Here is a 20,909-nt window from a genome sequence, read left to right on the forward strand (position 1 = left end):
GTCGTCATGTCGATATCAGCTCCCGCAGAAGGACGACGATGAGCAAACCCGTACTCGAGCCTGCGGCGCAGGCCTTCGTGGAGGCCACCGCCAACCCCCCGTACTTGTTCGACCTCGGCCCGATCGAGGGCCGCAAGGTGGTCGACGAGGTCCAGTCGCCCGCGATCGAGGTGGCGGGCACCGAACGCGAAGTCGTGTCCGATCCCGCCGTGACCATCTTCCGCCCTGCCGACGTGTCCGGACCGCTGCCGGTGATCCTCTACATCCACGGCGCCGGTTGGGTTTTCGGCAACAACCACACCCATGATCGGCTCGCGCGCGAGCTGGCCAAGGGTGTGGGCGCGGCAGTGGTGTTCGTCGATTACAGCCTTTCCCCGGAGGCCCGCTACCCGGTCGCGCTGGAGCAGGCCGCCGCCGCGCTGCAGTGGATCGTCACCGATGGCGCCGACCGCGGACTCGACCCCACACGTATCGCCGTGGCGGGCGATTCGGTCGGCGGGAACATGAGCGCCGCGCTCACCCTGCTGGTCCAACAGCGCGGCGGGCCCGAACTCGCCGGGCAGGTGCTGTTCTACCCGGTCACCGACGCGTCCTTCGACACCGCCTCCTACCGGCAGTTCGCCACCGGCTACTTCCTGCGCCGCGATGCGATGGAGTGGTTCTGGGACCAGTACACCACCGACCCGGCGCAGCGCGCGGAGATCACCGCCTCGCCCCTGCGGGCCACCAGCGAACAACTGGCCGGACTGCCGCCCGCCCTGGTGATCACTGCGGAAGCCGACGTGCTGCGCGACGAAGGCGAAGCGTACGCCGACAAGCTCCGCGAGGCCGGTGTGCCGGTGGTCGCGGTCCGCTACCAGGGCATCATCCACGATTTCGTCATGCTCAACGCCCTGCGCGGCACGCACGCCGCCGGGGCCGCCATCGACCAAGCCACCGCCTTTCTGCGCGGGGTGTTCGCCGAAGGGACGTCCGACGATGTCCGCTGAGCACGATATCGAGCAGATCGAACAGGCCAATGCCTCCGGCCGCACGCCCGCGGTGTTCGTGCACGGGCTGTGGCTGTTGCCGTCGAGCTGGGATCGGTGGGCGGAGGTGTTCGCCGCCGCCGGGTATGCGCCGGTGCTGCCCGGCTGGCCCGACGACCCCGGCACGGTCGCCGAAGCGCATGCTCATCCGGAGGTCTTCGCGGGCAAGACGGTTGGCCGAGTCGCCGACCATTTCGCCGGGCTGATCGGTGCGTTGAGTCGCAAGCCGGTCGTGATCGGTCACTCCTTCGGCGGCCTGCTCGCGCAAATCATCGCTGGGCGTGGACTTTCGGCGGCGACGGTGGCCATCGATCCCGCGCCGTTCCAAGGCGTGTTGCCGCTGCCGATCTCCTCGCTGCGTGCCTCGGCGCCGGTCCTGACCAACCCCGCCAACCGGCATCGAGCCGTGCCGCTCACCTTCGAGCAGTTCCGGTTCGCCTTCGCCAATGCGGTCGACGCGGCGGAGGCCGAGCAGTTGTACGAGACGTTCGCGGTGGCCGCGCCCGGCGCTCCGCTGTTCCAGGCGGCCACGGCCAATCTGAACCCGTGGAGCGAGACCAAGGTCGACAGCACCGGTCCGCAGCGCGGTCCGCTGCTGATCGTCTCCGGGGAGAAGGACAACACCGTGCCGTGGGCGATCGCCGAGGCCTCGTACAAGAAGCAAGCGCGCAACGAGCACGCCGTCACCGAGATCGTCGAGATGCCGGGCCGCGGTCATTCACTGACGATCGACTCCGGTTGGCGCGAAGTCTGCGATACCGCACTGTCTTTCGTTCAGCGGTTCGCCTGACACGATACGAGCACTCCCGAATGGACAAGCAATGAAACGAATGACGCTCCATCTGCGCGGCCTGGCGGTCGCGTTGACACTGACCGCGCTTCCGGCGGTGGCGATCGCGCCCGCGGTGGCCACTCCGCCGTCGCCCACCATCGTGCTGGTGCACGGCGCTTTCGCCGACACCACCAGCTGGGACGGGGTCGCGGAACTGTTGCGCGCGGACGGCTATCGGGTTGTGGTGCCGGATAATCCGCTGCGCGGACCGGTCGACGACGCCGCCGCCGTGCAGCGGACGCTGGACAGCGTCCGCGGTCCGGTGGTCCTGGTCGGCCACTCCTACGGCGGATCGGTCATCACCCAGGTGCACGACGCGAAGGTGCGGGCGCTGGTATTCGTCGCCGCCTTCGCGCCCGCGCAGGGCGAGATCAATCAGCTGGCACTCGACCCGATTCGGTTCCCCGGCAGCCGCCTGCTTCCTCCGGTGCTTCAGGTGAAGGTGGTCGACGATCCGGTCGCCGGAAGCAGTATCGATGCCTACATCGCACCCGACGGTTTCCACGAGGTCTTCGCCCAAGATGTCAGCGATGGCACGGCCGCCGAGATGCTGGCGCACCAGCGCTCGCTCGCGGTGTCGGCCAACCTGGAACCCTCCGGCGCTCCCGCGTGGGCAACGACACCCAGCTGGTACTTGGTCTCGGCCCAGGATCGTGCCATTCCACCGGCCGCGCAGCGGTTCATGGCGGACCGGATGAACGCCCGAACTGAGGAGATCGACGCCTCGCACGCGTCGCTGGTGTCCAGGCCCGGTGAAGTCGCCGACTTCGTGCGAGCCGCGGCACGGTGATCAGTAAGGCGGTATTCCCGTTGTTCGATAGTGGGCTTCGGGAGTAGCGTGCGGGGTATGCAGCGCGCTCAGTCCACGACGACGCCGGACGACGTCCCGGCGCGCTGAACCCTGTTCTGATCGAAGCCCCGGGCGGATGCCCGGGGCTTTCTCGCGTGGTCATTCGCCCTCGACTGGGAGGAGACCCACGTGTACGACCACCGAAAACTCGGCCGCGAACTCGACCTGTTCGACACCGACCCGCTGATCGGAGCGGGATTGCCGTTTTGGCTTCCCGACGGCGCGATCGTGCGCCACACCCTCGAGGAGTACATCCGCGCCGCGGAACGACGGGCGGGCTACCAGCACGTGTACTCGCCGGTCCTCGGCAAGCGCGAACTGTACGAGATCTCAGGGCACTGGGCGCATTACAACGACGACATGTATCCGCCGATGGACATCGGCGGTGAGCAGGTGGTGCTGCGCCCCAGCCTGTGCCCCGGCCACGCGGTGATCTACCGATCCCGCTCGCACAGCTACCGCGAGCTGCCGCTACGGATGGCCGAGCTCGGGGCGATGTACCGCTCCGAATTGTCCGGTGTACTGGGCGGTTTGACCCGCGTGCGCGCCATTCAACTCAACGACGCCCACATCTTCTGCACCCTCGACCAGGTTGCCGACGAGGTCGCGGCCGCCTTGGCGCTCATCGGTTCCGCGTATCGCGCCATGGGGATCGATGCCGCACGCTACCGGTTGTCGCTGCCCGGTGCGAGCGGGAAATACGTTGCGGCGCCGGATATGTGGCTGCGCGCCAGCAAGCTTTTGCGCGAGGTGCTCGACGGGGCCGGATTGTCCTACGAGGCGGTCGAGGGGGAGGCCGCGTTCTACGGCCCGAAGATCGACGTCCAGGTCGCCGATCACGCGGGGCGCGAATCCACCCTGTCCACCGTGCAGGTCGACTTCTACCAGCCCGAGCGATTCGACCTGCACTACATCGGCGCCGACGGCGGCAAACACCGACCGGTCATGGTGCACCGCAGCATCATCGGCAGCGTCGAACGCGCGGTCGCGCACCTGATCGAACACCACGGCGGCGCCTTACCCGCGTGGCTGGCACCGTTGCAGATCGCGGTGCTGCCGATCTCCGACGCCGAACGAGCCGCCGCAGACCAACTCCGCGACCGGTGTATCGACGCGGGCTTGCGCGCCCGCGTGATCGGCGCCGAGTCCGGGAGCCTGGCGGCGCGTGTGCGCGAGAACCATTCGGCGCCATATCAGTTCATCCTCGGCCCGGCCGAGAACGCGAACGGCGAAGTAGCCGTCCGATTGCGAGACGGCCGCCGCCTACCCGCCCAACCCACCGCCACCGCCGTCGCCCGCATCCGTGCCCTGACCGAAAACCACGACACCCGCTTGTGGACCGACTGACACCGAACCGGTTTCTCCTCGGCCCCGAAGCGCTCGAGCGCTTCGGGCGGCCCGAGACCATTCCGCATCGGTAGCCGACGCGAGCGCGGGCCGGGTCCCGTGATCGCCGTCGGCGGCCGCGTACCCATGTCGGCCTGACGGACATTCCCCGCGATCGCACCCGCGACAGCTCGCCGCGGAGTAATTTGTGGTTGGCCCTCATTACCGACGCACCTTTCACCAGCCGATCAGCGAGGACGACCATGTTGCCGGAGAAAGGGACGGGAACGGAGGGGTTGGCTCCGTTCTATGCGAATGTCCAGTCGCATTACGACCTGTCCGATGATTTCTTCGCACTGTTCCTGGATCCGTCTCGCACCTACAGTTGCGCGTACTTCGAACGCGAGGGGATGAGCCTCGAGGAAGCGCAGCTGGCCAAAATCGATCTGGCACTTGGCAAATGCGATCTGCGCCCCGGCATGACATTGCTCGACGTGGGGTGCGGCTGGGGTTCGACGATGCTGCGCGCCATGGAGCGTTACGACGTCGACGTGATCGGTCTGACCCTCAGCCGCAACCAGTACGAGCACGTCGAAGGCCTGCTCGAAGCGCATCGCGGGCCACGGCGAGGCCGGGTGCTGTTGCGGGGATGGGAAGAGTTCGACGAGCCGGTGGATCGCATCGTCAGCATCGGCGCGTTCGAACATTTCCGGCGCGAACGCTACGAATGGTTTTTCGACAAGTGTCACCGCATTCTGCCCGCCGACGGACGGATGCTGCTGCACACGATCGTGCAGTACAACCGGCAGGAGCTTCGCGCGAAAGGGCTGCCGATCGACCGCGAGGTGCTGGCGTTCGGCCGATTCATCGCCCGCGAGATCTTTCCGGGCGGCCAGTTGCCGCTGCCGGAATGGGTTCTCGATTACGCGCGCGCGGCCGGTTTCGATGTCGAGCGGGCACATTCGCTCGGCCCGAATTACGTGACGACTCTGGAGCATTGGGCGAACGCGCTGGAAAAGCATCGCGACGAGGCAATCGCGGTGACCTCGGAAGAAATTTACGACACATATTCGAAGTACCTGAGCGGCTGCGGTCGTTTCTTCCGCGATGGTTACATCGACGTCGTTCAGTTCAGTCTCGCCAAGAAGTAGCGAACTCACCACATCGAGCGGCCAACAGCGTACCCACGGATGGCGCGGATCTCGACCAACCATCCGGTCCGTGTCGGGTCGCCGGGACGGTCACCGCCCTCGGCCCCCGTCCGACGCACCGCGACCGGACGGGGGGATAGGTCGATTTTCCGTAGCGGGGGTTTAGCCGTGCCGAAAATGTGCATTCGCGTTGTAGCTGTTTCCTCCCGCCCTCGACGGAACTGGAGACCTCGATGCCGAATCGCGCTACGTCCACCAGGATCATCACCGCGGCAGTGGCCGGCGGCGCCTTGGCCGCCGCGCTGGGGCTCGGCCCGGACTGGTCCGCCGGCGCGACACCGCCCGAGAGCAACACGGTGCCGGTGCAAACGGGACCGGAAGACCCGAGCGGTGAACGGCCTTGACCTCCGCCGTCGTCAGGCGGATCAGCTCGCCGCGCTGTCGAACGTGCCCGGCTCGTAGGAACCTCCCTTGGTCCGGGTGATCACGAGGAGCCGGTTGGCGGCATTGATCATGGCGACCAGATAGACCAGCGCGGCGATCTGGTCGTCGTCGTAGTGCTTTCGCACCTGGGCCCAGGTGTCGTCGGACACGCCGTGGTTGGCATCGGCGAGACGGGTCCCCTCCTCGGCGAGCGCCAGCGCGGCCTGCTCGGCCTCGCTGAACACGGTGGACTCGCGCCAAGCCGCGACCAGGTTGATTCGCACCGCGGGTTCACCGGCCGCTGCCAACTCCTTGGCGTGGGCGTCGACGCAGTACCCGCAGCCGTTGATCTGGCTGGCGCGCAGCTCTACGAGCTCGATCAGGGTCCTCGGCAGCGACGACTGCATGATCGCCAGGCTGGTGTTGGCGAACCGCTTGCCGAGCTTGGCGCCGAGTTCGTTGGCGTTCAGGTTGAAACGGGGTTCCATGATGTGGTCCTCACTCGCGGTGGTGAATCGAACGACCAAGAGACGGCGGCGGTCCGATCCGCGTAACACCACCCCTGTGTGACTCAAGACACTCCCGTTCTCTTGTCACGAGATGACCGGGCCCGGCATCTGGTGACCGACACAGTCGAGCGAACAGGAGTCATCCATGACCGGAGCGGTGCGAATCGAGCCCGGCCGAGGCGGCGGCACCGGGGACCACCGGCCGGACCCCGCGACCGAGGCGTTCGTCGCGCATCGAAGACTCCTGTTCACCGTCGCCTACGAGATGCTCGGCTCGGCGGCCGACGCGGAGGACGTTCTGCAGGAGACATGGCTGCGGTGGGCGCACTGCGATCTCGACGCCGTGCGGGATCGGCGCGCGTATCTGATCCGGATCACCACCAGGCAGGCGCTCGACCGGGCGCGCGCGCTGGGGCGGCGCAAGGAGTCCTACGTCGGCCCTTGGCTGCCGGAACCGCTGCTGACCACGCCCGATGTGGCGGAGGACGTCGAGCTGGCCGACAGCGTCTCGATGGCGATGCTGCTGGTCCTCGAGACCCTCGCGCCGATCGAGCGGGCGGTGTTCGTGCTGCGCGAGGTGTTCGATCTGGGCTACGACGAGATCGCCACCGCCGTCGACAAGAGCCCGTCCGCCGTACGGCAGCTCGCGTACCGGGCGCGGACACACGTCGCTGCGCGGCGCCCACGAAAGATCGTTTCCGCGGCCGAGACCCGCAGCGCCCTAGAGGCGTTTCAGCGGGCGATCGAGACGGGCGAATTGCAGCGCCTGCTCGACATCCTCGCACCGGATGTCGTCTTCCTCGGCGACGGTGGCGGGGTCGCGCGAGCGGCGCTGGAACCCATCGTGGGGGCTGCCGCGGTGGCCGAACTACTCGCCGCCGGGCTGGGCAACCTCGCGGCGAGGTCGCCGCAGCTGGCGGACGTCAACGGGTACCCGGCGCTCATTCTGCGGCTCGCGGGCGAGATCGACACTGTCGTGGCGGTACATGTCGAGGACGGCCTCGTCACCGGGCTCTATTCCGTGCGCAATCCGCGGAAACTGTCACGGCTGGAGCGCGCGACGACCATGCGTCGCTGAACCTCGCGGTCGCCTCGGCGCGCGGGCAGCCGGCGGGCGGGCACGTCGAGTGGCGTTGTCGCGTGTCGGTATCCGTCTCGTCGGGCGCTGTCGTGTCGGATTCCGGCTGTCCCACGGCGGGACGGGGCATTGCGCGCGGATGCCGCCTGACACTCGGTTCGTCCGTTCCGAGTAGGAGGTACAAGAAATGTTGACTGTTCTGCCCATCAGGTATGTCTCGGATGTGCAGGCGTGCCGCAGGTTCTACGCCGGGCTGGGTCTCGCGTTCGAGGCGGACGCGAGTGTCAATGTGTGGGCGCAACTCTCGGCCGATGCCGGGGCCCTCGGGCTGCACGACTTCACGGTCTCCAAGGGACGTCCGGCCGGTTCGGTCGAGCTCGCGTTCGCGACCGACGAGAAGCTCGAGGCGGTGGCGAACCGGCTACGCGAGCAGGGCTACGACTACGAGATCTTCGACGAGGACTTCGGTCGCAGCCTGCGGGTCGTCGATCCGGACGGCGTGACGATCCAGATCCAGGAGATCGACATGGAGGTCGCCAAGGCGTCCGAATCCGCCTTGTCGGCGCCGGAAGGCAACTGACGAGTCGCCGGTCCGGGGGCGGGCCGCACGACGGCTCGCTCTCGGTGTCGGTCCGTCGCGGTGGTCGGGAGACGGGCGGTGCTCGCGCAGGTCATGCGAGAGCGAGGAAGAGTTTCTCGAGTTCGGCCTCGGTCATCGGTTCGGAGCCGTCGGCGGTGTCGCCGCTGAGGCATTCGCGCAGGCCGGTGGCGACGATTTTGAAGCCGGCGCGATCGAGCGCTCGCGAGACGGCGGCGAGTTGGGTGACGACGTCCTTGCAGTCGCGGCCCTGCTCGATCATGGAGATGACTCCGGCGAGCTGCCCGTGTGCGCGCCGCAGCCGGTTGAGCACCTGGGCGATGGTCTCTTCGTTGCCGACCATGGCTTGTTCCTTTCGTCGTAGGCCTCATCGAGGGCCGAGGTGGTTGTCACAGTTCCGCCACATACCCGCGGGGGTATATTCGAGCCCAACTGGACAATACCCCAGGGGGTATATGACGAGGGTCTCTTGCGCATGCTGTGGCCCACTGGGAGGTGCGGAATGAAAGTTGTGATCGTCGGCGGAGTGGCCGGTGGCATGTCGGCCGCCACCCGATTGCGCCGGCTGCGGGAATCGGCGGAAATCGTCGTTCTCGAACGGGGCGATCATGTGTCGTTCGCGAATTGCGGCCTGCCCTATTACCTCGGCGGGGTGATCCAGAAGCGGGAAGCGCTGCTGTTGCAGACTCCGGAATCGCTCGCCGAGCGGTTCCGGCTGGACGTGCGGGTGCGGCACGAAGTGGTGGCGCTGGATCCGGTGGGGCGCAGCGTCACCGTGCGTGATCTGGACTCGGGCCGCGAGTATGTCGAGTCCTTCGACGAACTGGTCCTGAGCACGGGCGCTGCCGCGATCGTCCCACCGTTGCCGGGGGTCGAGCGCGCCTTGGTGCTGCGCGATGTCGCCGATGTGGATCGGGTCGCCGAGGCGCTCGGCGGTGCGCGGTCCGCGGTGGTGGTCGGTGCGGGGTTCATCGGCGTGGAAATGGCCGAAAACCTTGTGCGACGGCAAGTTTCGACGACGGTGGTCGAGCGCGGCACGCAGGTGTTGGCGCCGATGGATGTCGAGATGGCGGCTCCCGTCGCGGCCGAGATGCGTGAACACGGGGTCCGGCTGGAATTGGGTGCGGAGCTGACTCGCGTCGACGCCGATTCGGTGACCCTTTCCGATCGGCGCGTGATCCCGGCCGATCTCGTGGTGATGGCGATCGGGGTGCGCCCGGAAAGCGCGCTCGCTCGCGAAGCCGGTCTCGAAATCGGTTCCGGCGGTGGCATTGTCGTGGACGAGCGGCTGCGCACGTCGGCGCCGCACATCTATGCCGTCGGCGATGTGGTGGAGAAGCGGGACGCGGTGAGCGGGCAGTCGATGCTCGTCCCGTTGGCCAATGCGGCGAATCGGCAGGGGCGGTTGGTCGCGGACGTGATCGCCGGGCTGCCTGCCATCGACCCGCCCGCCCAGGCCACCGCGATCCTCGGCGTCTTCGACCTGACCGCGGCGACGACCGGATGGAGCGAGAAGCGACTGCGCGCGGCGGGACGCCCGTTCCGGGTGCTGCATTCGCATCCGTTCGCCCACGCCGGTTACTACCCGGACGCTCGCGCGATGTCGGTGAAACTGCTCGTCGATCCGGCTACCGACGAGATCCTCGGCGCGCAGGCTGTGGGTGGCGACGGCGTCGACAAACGCATCGACGTGCTGGCCACCGCCATGGCGGGCGGAATTCCGGCCTCCCGGCTGATGGACCTGGAGTTGGCCTACGCACCGCAGTTCGGTTCGGCCAAGGATCCGGTGAACATGCTCGGCTACATGGCCGACAATCTCCGCACCGGAGCGATTCGGACCGTGCAGTGGCACGAAATCGATGACATGATCGCCACCGGCGCACATGCGGTCGACGTGCGATCACCGGAGGAGTTCGCCGCCGGGTCCATACCCGGCGCACGCAACCTCCCGCTGGACGAACTCCGCGACCGGGCGGGCGAGATTCCCGCCGGTCCGGTCCTGGTGTTCTGCCAGGTGGGTCAGCGCGGCAATACCGCGACGCGTTTGCTGACCCAGCTCGGCCGTGACGCGATCAACCTCGACGGTGGATATCGCACCTGGCGTGACGCGACCGCCGCCGTCCGGTAGTCCAAGTCCTCTTCCGAGAAAGGAAACAACACGAGATGTGCCAACGAATCACCTGCCGACAGTGCGGCAAGCCCGGCTACAGCGGATGCGGCGAGCACGTCGAGCAGGTGCTCGGCGATGTGCCGAAGGCGCAACGGTGTTCGTGCACCGAACAGGCGCGACCGCGCAAGCGGTGGTTCTTCGGCGGTTGATACCGCCGCGAGTCAGAGGACTATCTGGCCTCCGACGGCGGCGCGGCGCCCGTAGTCGGCCACGGCCGAATCATTCGACCAACTTCCCGTCGGTCGATACATCGCGCATGAGTCGCGCTATCTCGGCAGGCACCTCAGGGATTTCCTCGCGCTCGATTCGACCAGGGCCCGACCACACGAAGTTCACCCGCAACGTGGGATCGAGCTCGGGGTAGTCGGAACGGTTGTGGCATCCACGGGTCTCGCGGCGTTCCAAGGCGGCCTCCAACGTAGCGCGTGCCGCGATCGCCGACGCCTTCAAGTCGAAGGCATGAGCCAGATCCTGAAACCCGGCGGCGTCGGGGTGCACGCCGATGTTCTTCATCCGATCCTCGACCTCATCGAGTTCGGACAGTCCCGCCCGGATCCCGCCCTCGTCGCGCACGACGCCCGCATGCTCGGTCATCGTATTGCGCAGTGCGCGCTGGAGAGCTCGCACGTTCTCCGGACCGTCGGCCGTCACGAGCCCGTCGACCTCGGCACGGGCATCCGCGAGCGCACCCTCCGACCGCCGCTGGGCCGACAGCTCGACCGAGTAGCGCGCGGCGGCCTCACCCACGATCCTGCCGTAGACGAGCAGCTCGATCAGGGAGTTGCCGCCGAGCCGGTTGGCGCCGTGCAGTCCGCTGGACGCCTCGCCGATCGCGTAGAGCCCCTCGACACCGGTGCCGTGATCCTCCGAACGCACCCACACGCCACCCATCGAATAGTGTGCGGTGGGCGCGATTTCGATCGGATCGCGAGTTATGTCGAGCATCTGCAACTCCAGCAGCGTCTGGTAGACGCGCGGTAGCCGCCGCATGATCGTCTCTCGCGGCAGATGCGAAACATCCAGCCAGACACCGCCATTCGCGGTGCCCCTGCCTTCCTTGATCTCCGTATAGGCGGCCAGCGCGACACGGTCGCGGGTCGAAAGTTCCATCCGTGCCGGGTCGTACCGCTTCATGAATCGCTCGCCCAGCGCGTTCCGGAGCATGCCACCCTCGCCGCGCGCGGCCTCCGACACCAGCGTGCCCGCGGCATTCTCGGGCTCGATGAGCCCCGAGGGGTGGAACTGCACGAGTTCCGGATCTCGGATCCGGCCGCCCACCAGCACGGCCAGCCGGAACGAGTCCCCGGTGTTCTCGTCGCGCCTGGACGACGTGCGACGCCAGATCCGGGTATGCCCTCCGGCGGCGAGGAACACGGCATCGGCCCGGAACACATAACGACCGCCGTCCTCGAGATCGAATCCGTACGCACCGAATACGACATTGTCGCGCACCAGGATTCGGGTCACGTAGCAGGAATCGATGATCGGTACGCCGAGCTGGACGGCGCGGTTCACCAACGTTCGCTGGATTTCGAGACCGGTGTAGTCCCCGGCGAACGCCGTGCGCCGGTAGGTGTGGGCGCCGAAGAACCGCTGCGAGATCCGTCCGTCGGATTCGCGAGCGAACGGCATGCCCCACCGTTCGAGATCCGCGATTCCGCGGGCGGCGTTCTCGGTCACCGTCTGTACTGTGTCCGGCCGGGCGAGCAGGTAGCTCTCCGTGATCGTGTCCGCCGCATGTTGCTGCCAGCTGTCTTCGGCGTCCATTGTCGACAACGCGGCATTGACACCGCCCGCGGCGAGCGTGGTGTGCGCGTCGGCCTTCGGCCGCTTGCCGACCAGGAGCACATCCACGCCTCGCTCGGCCAGCTCGATCGCCGCACGCAGGCCCGAACCGCCGGTGCCGATGACGAGAACCGAGGTAGCGATCTGGCGTTCGCGCGAATTGATCATCTTTCGTCTCCCTTCGAGAGTCCTCTGTACCTAGGACCGGCCGGACATCGGTTCCGTGACAGCACTCCGCTGTGGGGTGCGTCTCATCCAGCGATTCGGTGTAGGACCCGGCTACGCACGCCTGTTCCGGTGCGTCGAGCCGGGGCCCTGCCGCCGTCGGCGATCGCCTTCAGCTGATCGGCTGGACGGTACCCTCACCGCGCTCTGAAACCGTTGCGGCGGACCGCTTTTCGCTGGCGTTTCTGGAAGCGACAGTGCAGGCGCCGTGGCGGGTGAAGGGTTCGGCGAGCTGGGCCAGGTAGCCCACCGGGTAGTCGGGTTTGGCGGCCATACCGAGGTCGGCGCTGGTGAAGCGGCGGGCGGGGTCGTAGCTGTAGGTGCGCAGCAGGTGATCCCAGACGAGGGTGAACAAACCGAAGTTGACATCGCCTATGCCCGCCCATTTCAGGTGGTGGAAGCGGTGGCCCTCGTTGAGCGCCAGGACGTACTTGAAGGGGCCGACGCGGTAGTCGGCGTTGGAGTGTTGCAGCAGCAGCTGCACCGCGACCGCCAGCGACAACGCCGCCGCGACCGGCACCGGGATCCCCGCCAACAGCAGCGGGGTGACGCCCGCGGTCATCTCGAGTGTTTGGTGCAGTGGGTGTTTCATCAGGCCGTTGAGACCGTAGAAGCGGGTGACGCTGTGGTGCACGGCGTGAAAGCGCCACAGCAGCCCGATCTTGTGGCTGGCGTAGTGCGTCAGGGTGATGCCGAAGTCGGCGACCAGGATCGCGATCAGTACCTGAGCGACGAACGGCAAACCGGTAGGCCAGATCCCGTCGCCGGGTACGAGCGCGGCCAAGGCCGGGATCGCGGCGACACTCGTGAGAATGAGCGTTTCGTTGACGAAGGTGTGCGCGGTGTCGCGACCGACATCGCCGTGCGAGCTGTTCCAGGCACTCCGATACGGCAGCAGGCGTTCGACGGCGAACGACAACGCGATCGCGGTGACGAGCAGAGCCAGCAGCCAGGCTTTGTTGGCTCCGCTTGCGGCCAAGGCGATCCCGGCGCCGTTGATGCCGAGCAGCATGAGCGGTGCGTAGCCGTAGCGGATCAGAGGGTGAACGATTGTGGACATGGATTCAGCGTCGCCGCCGCATCCCGGTCGAGGCTTGTAGAAATCAGCTGAGCCGCGCGGCGGGTAGCGGTCGCCAGCCGGTGGCGACGAGAGCTTCGGTGGGGGTGATGCCGAACAGGTCGCGGCAGGTTTTGGTGAGGTGAGCGCTGTCGGTGAAACCCGAGGCGTGTGCGGCCTCGGTCAGCGAGCCGCCCACGCGCACGGTGCCGACGGCCAGCTGAAGCCGAGTCCAACGCCGCCACGCCGCATACGGCAGGCCGACGTGCTCGGTGAACAGATGCGACAGGCGGCTCGGCGACATCGCGACGGCGGCCGCGAGATCGCCGAGCGACGGTGGGCCGCTCGCGGAAGCCGCCGCCACGCGCAGCGCCTCGGCCACCACCGGGTGCGTGGACCGGCGCGGCGCCCGTGACGTCGAATTCGGTTGCGGCGCTGCGGCTGTGGTGCGCGGCATCGCCGCGGTGATCCAGCTGGTGACCTCGTCGACAGGCAGGCCGCGCAGTCGAGCGAGTGCGGCGTTGCCGACGAGGCCGGCGGAGTCGAGGTAGGCGAGGAACCCTTTGGCTCCCGGGGTGGCGCGCACTTCGTGGCGTACACCGGGCGGGATGATCGCCACCTCGGCGGTCGCGGTGCGCCCGGCGGCGTCGATCAGAGTCACCTCGCCCGCGGTGACGAGCAAAATCTGCACGGCGGCATGGGAATGGGCGGCGGTGTCACCGATGTCGCCGGTGAAGGCCATCAAGCCCGGGGTGAACAGCACCCCGCCGAGCCAGCGCGGCATCGTCCCGGTCACCGCACCGCGCTTCCGGCAGGCAGGCGTAGCTGGATCAGCACAGCGGCTATCGCCATCGCTGGGCTGACCGAGAAAACCGACGACACCGCGTGAGTGTAGGCGACCCCCGCGCCGGGCGACGCCTCCTCAGCCGACGTGAGACCCGATGAAACCTGGTCTCGACATCGACGGTGGACGCACCGGTGTCGCGGTCTCCCGGGCCGCGCTGGTTCAGCCGAAGCTACGAACGCACCTGCAAGGGAAGCTGCCGAAAGTCGGGCCGAAGCGCGGTTTCGGCCCGGTTGCCATGTTCGCCGCACGCCGCTTCGACGACCGCGACCGACGTCCAGGGCGCTGTCCCGCCGGTGATAGGGTGACCGGGTGCTGATCGAGGTCGACAGACTGTAGCCGCCTGTTCGAAGGCGGCGATTCCGGGTTGTGCGTTCATCGCATCGGATGAACCACCGAATTCGTGTGCGGATCGTCCGCGCGAAATTCACTGTGTCCGCTGTGCCCGCGTTCGTTCCAGAGCGTGAATCGGTCGCGCAGCGCACCGTTACCCATCGCCCGAGCCTTCGGCTTTCTCTCACGCGGTAGTCGCGTGCGGTGCTCCGTCTTCCGACACATATCACGGGGATCGTCGGCCGCCCGCTGCCGCGCGCGGTCCGCAGCTGCGGGCCGTACTGCAGGCTTCCACCACGGGCACAAGGAGATACACCACATGCCGACGTCCACCCACGCCTCCATCACCCTGCACGACCTGACCTTCGAATGGCCGGACGGCACCGTCGCTCTTTCCCATCTCAGCGGTGTCTTCGGCACCGGAAGAACAGGATTGATCGGCCGTAACGGCGCGGGGAAGTCCACGCTGCTGCGGCTGATCGCGGGCATTCTGACCCCTAGCTCCGGCCGCGTGGAGGTCGCGGGCGAGGTCGGATACCTACCCCAGACCTTGACCCTCGGCCACGACACAACCCTCGCGGAACTGCTCGGCATAGCCGACAAGCTCACCGCATTGCGCGCGATCGAAGCGGGAGACAGCGACGAACGGCACTTCGAAGCGATCGGCGACGACTGGGACATCGAAGCCCGCGCGAACGAGTCGCTGAACGAAATAGGCTTCACCGCAGCCGATCTCGACCGCCGCGTCGGAGAAATATCCGGCGGGCAAGCGGTGCTGGCCGCCATCACCGGGTTGCGGATTCGCCGCACCCCGATCACCCTGCTCGACGAGCCGACGAACAATCTCGACCGGTCGACGCGCGCACAGCTGAGCGCGTTCGTCGACAACTGGCCGGGCACCCTCGTCGTGGTCAGCCACGACCTGGAACTGCTCGAACACATGGACAGCACTGGGGAATTGCACGCCGCGGAACTGGAAGTGTTCGGCGGCCCCTACAGCGCGTGGAAGCAGTACTTCGACGAGCGCCAGGCCGCGGCCGCGCAGGCGGCCCGCACCGCCGAACAGGCACTGAAAGCCGAGAAGCGCCAGCGCGTCGAGGCCGAGACCAAACTCGCGCGCCGGGAACGCACCGCACGCGCGACGCAACAGCACGGCGGCATCCCGCGCATCCTGGCGGGCAACCGAGCCAGCCGGGCTCAGGTCTCGGCGGGTGCGATGCGCACCGGCCTCGACGCGAAAGTCCGCACCGCGCAACGGATTCTCGACGATGCCGCGTCCCGCGTTCGTCGCGAGGAGCACATTCACCTGGCGCTGCCCGACCCGGACGTGCCCCGCGGCAGGCGTATCGCCGAACTGCGCGACGGCGACCACACCTTCGTCATCCAGGGCCCCGAGCGGGTCGCGCTCACCGGACCCAACGGGGCCGGAAAGTCGACTCTGATCGAGAACCTGCTCGGCACAAGAGCTTCCGCTCCTGGCCGCGCGACGGCCACTCTGTGCACCGACCGCGTCGGCTATCTGCCGCAGCGACTGGACGGACTCGACGAGAACGCGAGCGCGGTCGAGAACGTGCACGCCGTCGCGACCGCCACGCCGCCCGCCGCCATCCGCGATCAGCTGGCCCGGCTGCTGCTGCGCGGTGACAGCGTGGACCGGCCGGTCGCTACGCTGTCCGGCGGGGAGCGGTTCCGCGTCTCCCTGGCCCGCCTGCTGCTGGCCGACCCACCGGCCCAGCTCCTGATCCTCGACGAGCCGACCAACAACCTCGACATCGCCAGCGTCGAGCAGCTCGTCGAGGCGCTCGCGGACTACCGGGGCGCGATTCTCGTCGTGAGCCACGATCATCCGTTCCTGGCGCGGATCGGCATCGACACCATCGTCGAACTCGGCGCGGACGGCCGCCTGCACCGGCGCGGCGCACTCGAGGAACTCGACCACTGACCGGACTACGTCGCGCGCAGCGTCAGCTGACGGATGTGGCGGGGCGCCGCGCGGACGACAGTGGATCGGGCAACACGCACAACACCCGCTCGAAGGAAGAATCACATGGTAGACACCGGACGAGGCCGCGCGCGACGGCGAATCACCAAGGCGGCCACGGCGATCGCGGCCGGAGTTGCCGCGGGCGGCCTCGCCGTCGCGTGCACCGCGAGCACCACCACCCACGCCGGCCCCACCGAGGACGCGCCGAGGCCGACGGTCGTCCTCGTGCACGGCGCTTTCGCGGATGGGTCCAGTTGGAACGATGTGATCGAGAAGCTGCGCGCCGACCGCTATCCGGTGGTGGCCGCGGCCAACCCGTTGCGCGGTCCCGCCTCGGACGCCGCGGCCTTGCGGGCCGTCATCAGCAATGTCGGCGGACCCGTGATCCTGGTCGGGCACTCCTACGGCGGCTCCGTCATCAGCGCGGCCGCGGCCGGGAACGACCAGGTCAAGGGGCTCGTCTATGTGGCGGCCTTCCTGCCCGCGCCGGGCGAGACCGCGCTCGGGCTGACCAACCAGTACCCGGGCTCCACCCTGCCCGGCACGCTGAACCCGGTGCCGTTCACCGGTACCGACGGCAGCACCGGCACCGACCTCTACATCCGGCAGGACAAGTTCCACGACCAGTTCGCCGCCGACGTCTCCGCCGACCGCGCCGCCCTGATGGCCGCCGCTCAGCGTCCGATCGCACAGTCGGCGCTGGAGGAGAAGGCCACCGTCGCGGCGTGGAGCGAGAAGCCCAGCTGGGACGTCATCACCACCGAAGACCTGAACATCCCGGCTGCGGCCCAGCGGTTCATGGCCGACCGCGCGCACGCTCAGGTCACCGAGGTCGCCGCCTCGCACTCCGTCGCCGTCTCACACCCCGATGTGGTCGCCGACGTCATCGAACAGGCCGCCCGCGCCACCCACTGACCACCCGCGAAAAACCGCACAGGAGAACACGATCGTGGACTTGAAACTGGAAGTCGTCGTCCTGCCCGTCGCCGACGTCGACCGTGCCAAAGCGTTCTACACCGAGCGGCTCGGATTCCGCCTCGACGCCGACTTCCCGGTCGACGACGGCTACCGGGTCGTCCAGGTGACCCCGCCCGGCTCGGAATGCTCGATCATCTTCGGCACCGGCGTCACCGCCGCGGCGCCGGGGACGCTGGACGGCCTGCACCTCGTCGTCACCGACATCGAGAAGGCCGTCGCCGAGCTGACCGAACGTGGCATCGAGGTCGAAGGGCCCTTCCGCGACGCCACCGGCGTTTTCCACCACGCTGGAACCGTCGGCCGCGTCGCGGGCCCGCACCCGGATCGCGCCAGCTACGGCTCCTTCGCCGCCTTCGCCGATCCCGACGGCAACGGCTGGTTTCTCCAGGAAGTCACTCGGCGGGCACCTGGCCGCTGAGCCGATAATCGAAAGCAAACCCCGTGTCCGACAAGAAGAACCACACCTACGATGTCATCGTCATCGGGGCCGGACCGGTCGGCGAGAACGTCGCCGACCGCACCAGCGCGGCCGGGCTCAGCACCGTCGTCGTCGAATCCGAACTGGTCGGCGGCGAATGCTCGTACTGGGCCTGCGAGCCCAGCAAAGCCCTGCTGCGCCCGGCCCTGCTGCACGCCGAAGCCGCCCGATTCCCCGGCGTCGACGCCGCGGTCACCGGACCGCTCGACGCCCGCGCCGTCTTGAAACACCGAGACCGCATGGCCGCCGACTGGAACGACCAGGGGCAGGTCGACTGGCTCGACTCCGCGGGCATCGCACTCGTGCGCGGCCACGGCAGGCTCGCCGGGCCACGGCAGGTGACGGTGCGGACCCCCGACGGCGACACTCTGCTGCTCACCGCCCGCCACGCGGTCGCGGTGTGCACCGGCAGTTCCGCCGCCCTCCCGCCACTGCCCGGTCTCGACGCGGTGCGTCCGTGGACGAGCCGCGAAGCCACCAGTGCCGGCGAGGTACCGGGCCGCTTGGCGATCCTCGGCGCCGGGGTGGTCGCCGCCGAAATGGCGACCGCGTGGCAGGCGCTCGGCGCGCGAGTCACGCTCGTCGCCCGCGAACCCCGGTTGCTCGCCCGCGTCGAGAATTTCGCCGCCGACCTGGTCGCCGGGCGACTCCGGGAAGCGGGCGTCGACCTGCGATTCGGCACCACCATCATCGCCGCCGAACGCCCGGGCGGACCGGACGACGGCATCCACCTGACTCTCGGCGACGGCACCCGGCTCGTCGCCGACGAGCTCTTGCTCGCGACCGGACGCGCACCCAGCACCGGCGATATCGGACTGGAGACCGTCGGCCTGACACCGGGGCAGTGGCTCACCACCGACGACACCTTCACCGTGACCGCGATCGAGGGCGACTGGCTGTATGCCGTCGGCGACGTCAATCACCGCGCGCTGCTGACTCATCAGGGCAAGTACCAGGCGCGCATCGCCGGTGCCGTCATCGCGGACCGGGCACGCGGGCGCGCCCTCGACACCGACCCGTGGGGACGGCACGCGGGTACCGCCGATCTGCTCGCCGTGCCGCAGGTCGTGTTCACCGACCCCGAGATCGCGGCCGTCGGCCTCACCACCGAGGACGCCGCCCGCACCGGACGGGTGGTGGACGTCGTCGACTACGACATCGGCCGGGTCGCGGGTGCTGTTCAGCACGATCCGTCCTATCGCGGGCGGGCGCGCGTCCTCATCGATCCCGAGCGCCGCGTGGTCGTCGGAGCCACCTTCGCCGGGGCGGGCGTCGCCGAACTCTTGCACTCGGCGACCCTCGCCATCACCGGCGAGATTCCCCTGGACCGGCTCTGGCACGCGGTGCCCGCGTTCCCCACCATCAGCGAGGTCTGGCTGCGGCTGCTCGAAACCTATCGAGACCAGCGGCAGCTCGGCACCCATCGACAGACCTAGCGACACGATCGACGCCCACCGGCCGCGAGGACCGTGCGGTGAACTCCGGCACCGCCGGTCCGCGGCCGTGCAGGACCGCGGACTCGGCCCAGAGCCACAGCGACACCGGGCCCGCGAAGACAGCATGCGGTGCGGTCATCACACGGCCTTCAGCGGGCCCGCGAAAGACTTTCGCAGCGAGGACGGGCCGACCAGGGGCAGCAGCGCCGCGAGGATCTTGCCCTTGAATGTCCGCGGGGTGCGGGTCAGTTCGACGTCCACGCGGGTGCCGCCCTGGTCTGGGGTTGCACGGAAGACCCAGCCGCCGCCCGCGCCGAAGAGCTTGGAGTCCAGCGTGGTGATGGTGACGGTGTCGCCGGCCGGATCCCATTCGTAGCGGGCGCGTTCCCACGCGGCCGCGGTTCCCTCGGTGACCTCGGCCCAGGTGTCGCCGCGGTCGTGGACGACGAAGTGCTCGGCGTCGATGGTCGGCCACGTCTGGGCGCGGGTGGGCCCGAAGTCGGTGAGCACCCGCACGAGCTCGGTGGGGGACAGGGTGGACAGCATCTGGAAACGGACCGTAGCCATGAAAATGCTCCTCGAGACTTCAGCGATGGATGTCTGCCGTTCCGGCGCCGTCTGCACAGCTCCGGAGGCTCATCGAGCATCGCTTTCAGAGGCATCCCGGCGAATCCGTCGGATGACGCTGCGCTGACGTAATCGGTACTCGGACTGGCGAAGAGGACCCCGCGAGATCACAGATGATCGGCGTCGATGACGGCCTGTGCGAACGGGTGCGGCGCTTCCTGCGGGACGTTGTGCCCGATGCCGTCCAGGACGCGGTGCTCGTATTTGCCGGTGAACTTGCCGCGGAAGGCTTTTCCGTCCTTGGCCGCGCCGTCGAAGTCGCTGCTGATGGTGATGGCGGGCACGGAAACCGTCGCGCCGTCGAGTCGCTGTTCGTAGCCGTCGTATTCCGGTTCGCCGGGGGCGAGTCCGAGCCGCCACCGGTAGTTGTGGATGACGATGTCGACGTGATCGGGATTGTCGAAGGCGGCGGCGCTGCGGTCGTAGGTGGCGTCGTCGAAGTCCCATTGCGGCGAGGCCCGCCGCCAGATCAGTTCGTTGAAATCGCGGCGGTTGCGGCTGTACCCGAGCCGTCCGCGCTCCGTGGCGAAGTAGTACTGGTACCACCAGCCGAGTTCGGCCTCCGGCGCGAGCGGTTGCTGGTTGGCGGCGATCTGGGTGACGAGATACCCGCTCACGGACACGATGGCCTTACAGCGTTGCGGCCACAGCGCGGCCATGACGCCGACCGTCCGTGCGCCCCAATCGAATCCGCCGAGGACGGCGTTGTCGATGCGCAGGGCGTCCATGAGGTCGACGATGTCGCGTGCGACGGCCGTCTGCTGGCCGTTGCGGACGGTCCGGTCGGACAGGAAGGTGGTGGGTCCGTAGCCGCGCAGGTACGGGACGATCACCCGGTAACCCGCCGCGGCGAGCAGCGGCCCGACGTCGGCGTAACTGTAGGCATCGTACGGCCAGCCGTGCAGCAGCAGGACCGGTTGTCCGGTGGGAGAGCCGAATTCGGCGTATCCGACGTTCAGGACACCGGCGTCGATCTGCTTGATCGGTCCGAGGGTGGTGTTCGCGCCCGCTCCCGCACGCAGGTCCGCGCCAGGGGTGGTGATCGCGGGCGCCGCGGTGCGGTCGGTGGCGCAGGCGGCGAGCGAGGTCGCGGCCAAGCCCGCGGCGCTCGCGGCGAGCGCTCCGCCGAACAGTCGTCGTCTGCTGAGGGTCATCGCAACTCCTACCGGTGTCTGTATGGGCCCACTTCGGCCACGC

At 68.3% G+C, this 20,909-nt stretch carries 20 protein-coding genes and 1 pseudogene; 14 read left to right on the forward strand and 7 right to left on the reverse strand.

The genetic code is table 11. From position 1 onward, the window contains the following. The first annotated feature begins 38 nt into the window (after positions 1 to 38). The 6 genes and pseudogenes from FB390_RS32300 (at position 39) to FB390_RS33845 (ending at position 5,591) form a co-directional block, all read left to right on the forward strand. Positions 39 to 989 (forward strand): alpha/beta hydrolase, encoded by a 951-nt coding sequence (locus FB390_RS32300; RefSeq protein WP_141812938.1) that lies wholly within the window; start codon positions 39 to 41, stop codon positions 987 to 989. After that, entirely contained in the window at positions 979 to 1,818 is an 840-nt protein-coding gene (locus FB390_RS32305) for an alpha/beta hydrolase (RefSeq protein WP_141812939.1), read from the forward strand. The genes FB390_RS32300 and FB390_RS32305 overlap by 11 nt, the downstream gene beginning before the upstream one ends. Positions 1,819 to 1,849: 31 nt before the next feature. Next, positions 1,850 to 2,650, forward strand: coding sequence for an alpha/beta fold hydrolase (locus FB390_RS32310; RefSeq protein ID WP_141812940.1), 801 nt, complete (start codon positions 1,850 to 1,852; stop codon positions 2,648 to 2,650). Positions 2,651 to 2,836: 186 nt separating this feature from the next. Continuing rightward, positions 2,837 to 4,057, forward strand: a pseudogene (gene thrS, locus FB390_RS32315) (threonine--tRNA ligase); the annotation flags it as partial. Between the two features lie 242 nt (positions 4,058 to 4,299). After that, positions 4,300 to 5,187, forward strand: a complete 888-nt coding sequence (locus FB390_RS32320; RefSeq protein ID WP_141812942.1) for a cyclopropane mycolic acid synthase family methyltransferase — start codon at positions 4,300 to 4,302, stop codon at positions 5,185 to 5,187. Positions 5,188 to 5,420: 233 nt separating this feature from the next. Next, positions 5,421 to 5,591, forward strand: coding sequence for a hypothetical protein (locus FB390_RS33845; RefSeq protein ID WP_185757369.1), 171 nt, complete (start codon positions 5,421 to 5,423; stop codon positions 5,589 to 5,591). Positions 5,592 to 5,612: 21 nt separating this feature from the next. Here the strand turns inward: FB390_RS33845 and FB390_RS32325 are convergent, their stop codons facing one another. Beyond that, positions 5,613 to 6,098 carry a carboxymuconolactone decarboxylase family protein gene (locus FB390_RS32325; protein WP_141812943.1) on the reverse strand — a complete coding sequence of 162 codons (486 nt, stop codon included), beginning with the start codon at positions 6,096 to 6,098 and terminating at the stop codon, positions 5,613 to 5,615. Positions 6,099 to 6,264: 166 nt separating this feature from the next. On the opposite strand from FB390_RS32325, the gene FB390_RS32330 reads away from it, so the two are divergent. Continuing rightward, positions 6,265 to 7,197, forward strand: coding sequence for an RNA polymerase sigma-70 factor (locus FB390_RS32330; protein ID WP_141812944.1), 933 nt, complete (start codon positions 6,265 to 6,267; stop codon positions 7,195 to 7,197). Positions 7,198 to 7,384: 187 nt separating this feature from the next. Then, positions 7,385 to 7,777 carry a VOC family protein gene (locus tag FB390_RS32335; RefSeq protein ID WP_141812945.1) on the forward strand — a complete coding sequence of 131 codons (393 nt, stop codon included), beginning with the start codon at positions 7,385 to 7,387 and terminating at the stop codon, positions 7,775 to 7,777. A 91-nt stretch (positions 7,778 to 7,868) separates the two neighbouring features. Here FB390_RS32335 and FB390_RS32340 read toward each other — a convergent pair whose 3' ends face one another. Continuing rightward, positions 7,869 to 8,138, reverse strand: coding sequence for a metal-sensitive transcriptional regulator (locus FB390_RS32340; RefSeq protein WP_141812946.1), 270 nt, complete (start codon positions 8,136 to 8,138; stop codon positions 7,869 to 7,871). A 159-nt stretch (positions 8,139 to 8,297) separates the two neighbouring features. Here FB390_RS32340 and FB390_RS32345 point away from each other — a divergent pair, with 159 nt between their 5' ends. Next, positions 8,298 to 9,923, forward strand: a complete 1,626-nt coding sequence (locus FB390_RS32345; RefSeq protein WP_141813235.1) for an FAD-dependent oxidoreductase — start codon at positions 8,298 to 8,300, stop codon at positions 9,921 to 9,923. A 35-nt stretch (positions 9,924 to 9,958) separates the two neighbouring features. Then, complete coding sequence (locus FB390_RS33850; RefSeq protein ID WP_185757371.1) at positions 9,959 to 10,114, forward strand: hypothetical protein; 156 nt, start codon at positions 9,959 to 9,961, stop codon at positions 10,112 to 10,114. 70 nt (positions 10,115 to 10,184) lie between these two features. On the opposite strand, the gene FB390_RS32350 is transcribed toward FB390_RS33850, so the two are convergent. The 3 genes from FB390_RS32350 to FB390_RS32360 form a co-directional block, all read right to left on the reverse strand. Continuing rightward, positions 10,185 to 11,918: an L-aspartate oxidase gene (locus FB390_RS32350; RefSeq protein ID WP_221639448.1), complete on the reverse strand. Its 1,734-nt coding sequence runs from the start codon at positions 11,916 to 11,918 to the stop codon at positions 10,185 to 10,187. A gap of 169 nt (positions 11,919 to 12,087) precedes the next feature. Continuing rightward, entirely contained in the window at positions 12,088 to 13,035 is a 948-nt protein-coding gene (locus FB390_RS32355) for a sterol desaturase family protein (RefSeq protein ID WP_141812947.1), read from the reverse strand. Between the two features lie 43 nt (positions 13,036 to 13,078). Continuing rightward, positions 13,079 to 13,828, reverse strand: coding sequence for an AraC family transcriptional regulator (locus FB390_RS32360; protein ID WP_246124520.1), 750 nt, complete (start codon positions 13,826 to 13,828; stop codon positions 13,079 to 13,081). Positions 13,829 to 14,528: 700 nt separating this feature from the next. On the opposite strand from FB390_RS32360, the gene FB390_RS32365 reads away from it, so the two are divergent. The 4 genes from FB390_RS32365 to FB390_RS32380 all read left to right on the forward strand — a co-directional run bounded on the left by FB390_RS32365 (position 14,529) and on the right by FB390_RS32380 (position 19,085). Next, positions 14,529 to 16,151, forward strand: coding sequence for an ABC-F family ATP-binding cassette domain-containing protein (locus tag FB390_RS32365; protein ID WP_141812948.1), 1,623 nt, complete (start codon positions 14,529 to 14,531; stop codon positions 16,149 to 16,151). Positions 16,152 to 16,256: 105 nt separating this feature from the next. Beyond that, complete coding sequence (locus FB390_RS32370) at positions 16,257 to 17,108, forward strand: alpha/beta fold hydrolase (protein WP_141812949.1); 852 nt, start codon at positions 16,257 to 16,259, stop codon at positions 17,106 to 17,108. 34 nt (positions 17,109 to 17,142) lie between these two features. Then, positions 17,143 to 17,589 (forward strand): VOC family protein, encoded by a 447-nt coding sequence (locus FB390_RS32375; protein WP_141812950.1) that lies wholly within the window; start codon positions 17,143 to 17,145, stop codon positions 17,587 to 17,589. A 23-nt stretch (positions 17,590 to 17,612) separates the two neighbouring features. Then, on the forward strand, positions 17,613 to 19,085 hold the full coding sequence (locus tag FB390_RS32380) for a dihydrolipoyl dehydrogenase family protein (RefSeq protein ID WP_141812951.1): 1,473 nt from the start codon (positions 17,613 to 17,615) through the stop codon (positions 19,083 to 19,085). A 138-nt stretch (positions 19,086 to 19,223) separates the two neighbouring features. On the opposite strand, the gene FB390_RS32385 is transcribed toward FB390_RS32380, so the two are convergent. Next, the gene (locus FB390_RS32385) at positions 19,224 to 19,652 is read right to left on the reverse strand and encodes an SRPBCC family protein (RefSeq protein ID WP_141812952.1); all 429 of its coding nucleotides are present in this window, start codon (positions 19,650 to 19,652) and stop codon (positions 19,224 to 19,226) included. Between the two features lie 167 nt (positions 19,653 to 19,819). Then, the gene (locus FB390_RS32390) at positions 19,820 to 20,866 is read right to left on the reverse strand and encodes an alpha/beta fold hydrolase (RefSeq protein WP_141812953.1); all 1,047 of its coding nucleotides are present in this window, start codon (positions 20,864 to 20,866) and stop codon (positions 19,820 to 19,822) included. Positions 20,867 to 20,909: the final 43 nt, after the last annotated feature.

Origin of the sequence: Nocardia bhagyanarayanae, from assembly GCF_006716565.1 — a bacterium.
Taxonomy (GTDB): domain Bacteria; phylum Actinomycetota; class Actinomycetes; order Mycobacteriales; family Mycobacteriaceae; genus Nocardia; species Nocardia bhagyanarayanae.

Excerpts from the sequence above, each read along its gene's own strand:
- FB390_RS32300 (WP_141812938.1), top strand. The coding sequence starts at position 39 with ATGAGCAAACCCGTACTCGAGCCTGCGGCGCAGGCCTTCGTGGAGGCC.
- FB390_RS32305 (WP_141812939.1), top strand. The coding sequence starts at position 979 with ATGTCCGCTGAGCACGATATCGAGCAGATCGAACAGGCCAATGCCTCC.
- FB390_RS32310 (WP_141812940.1), top strand. The coding sequence starts at position 1,850 with ATGAAACGAATGACGCTCCATCTGCGCGGCCTGGCGGTCGCGTTGACA.
- FB390_RS32320 (WP_141812942.1), top strand. The coding sequence starts at position 4,300 with ATGTTGCCGGAGAAAGGGACGGGAACGGAGGGGTTGGCTCCGTTCTAT.
- FB390_RS33845 (WP_185757369.1), top strand. The coding sequence starts at position 5,421 with ATGCCGAATCGCGCTACGTCCACCAGGATCATCACCGCGGCAGTGGCC.
- FB390_RS32325 (WP_141812943.1), bottom strand. The coding sequence starts at position 6,098 with ATGGAACCCCGTTTCAACCTGAACGCCAACGAACTCGGCGCCAAGCTC.
- FB390_RS32330 (WP_141812944.1), top strand. The coding sequence starts at position 6,265 with ATGACCGGAGCGGTGCGAATCGAGCCCGGCCGAGGCGGCGGCACCGGG.
- FB390_RS32335 (WP_141812945.1), top strand. The coding sequence starts at position 7,385 with ATGTTGACTGTTCTGCCCATCAGGTATGTCTCGGATGTGCAGGCGTGC.
- FB390_RS32340 (WP_141812946.1), bottom strand. The coding sequence starts at position 8,138 with ATGGTCGGCAACGAAGAGACCATCGCCCAGGTGCTCAACCGGCTGCGG.
- FB390_RS32345 (WP_141813235.1), top strand. The coding sequence starts at position 8,298 with ATGAAAGTTGTGATCGTCGGCGGAGTGGCCGGTGGCATGTCGGCCGCC.
- FB390_RS33850 (WP_185757371.1), top strand. The coding sequence starts at position 9,959 with ATGTGCCAACGAATCACCTGCCGACAGTGCGGCAAGCCCGGCTACAGC.
- FB390_RS32350 (WP_221639448.1), bottom strand. The coding sequence starts at position 11,918 with ATGATCAATTCGCGCGAACGCCAGATCGCTACCTCGGTTCTCGTCATC.
- FB390_RS32355 (WP_141812947.1), bottom strand. The coding sequence starts at position 13,035 with ATGTCCACAATCGTTCACCCTCTGATCCGCTACGGCTACGCACCGCTC.
- FB390_RS32365 (WP_141812948.1), top strand. The coding sequence starts at position 14,529 with ATGCCGACGTCCACCCACGCCTCCATCACCCTGCACGACCTGACCTTC.
- FB390_RS32370 (WP_141812949.1), top strand. The coding sequence starts at position 16,257 with ATGGTAGACACCGGACGAGGCCGCGCGCGACGGCGAATCACCAAGGCG.
- FB390_RS32385 (WP_141812952.1), bottom strand. The coding sequence starts at position 19,652 with ATGGCTACGGTCCGTTTCCAGATGCTGTCCACCCTGTCCCCCACCGAG.
- FB390_RS32390 (WP_141812953.1), bottom strand. The coding sequence starts at position 20,866 with ATGACCCTCAGCAGACGACGACTGTTCGGCGGAGCGCTCGCCGCGAGC.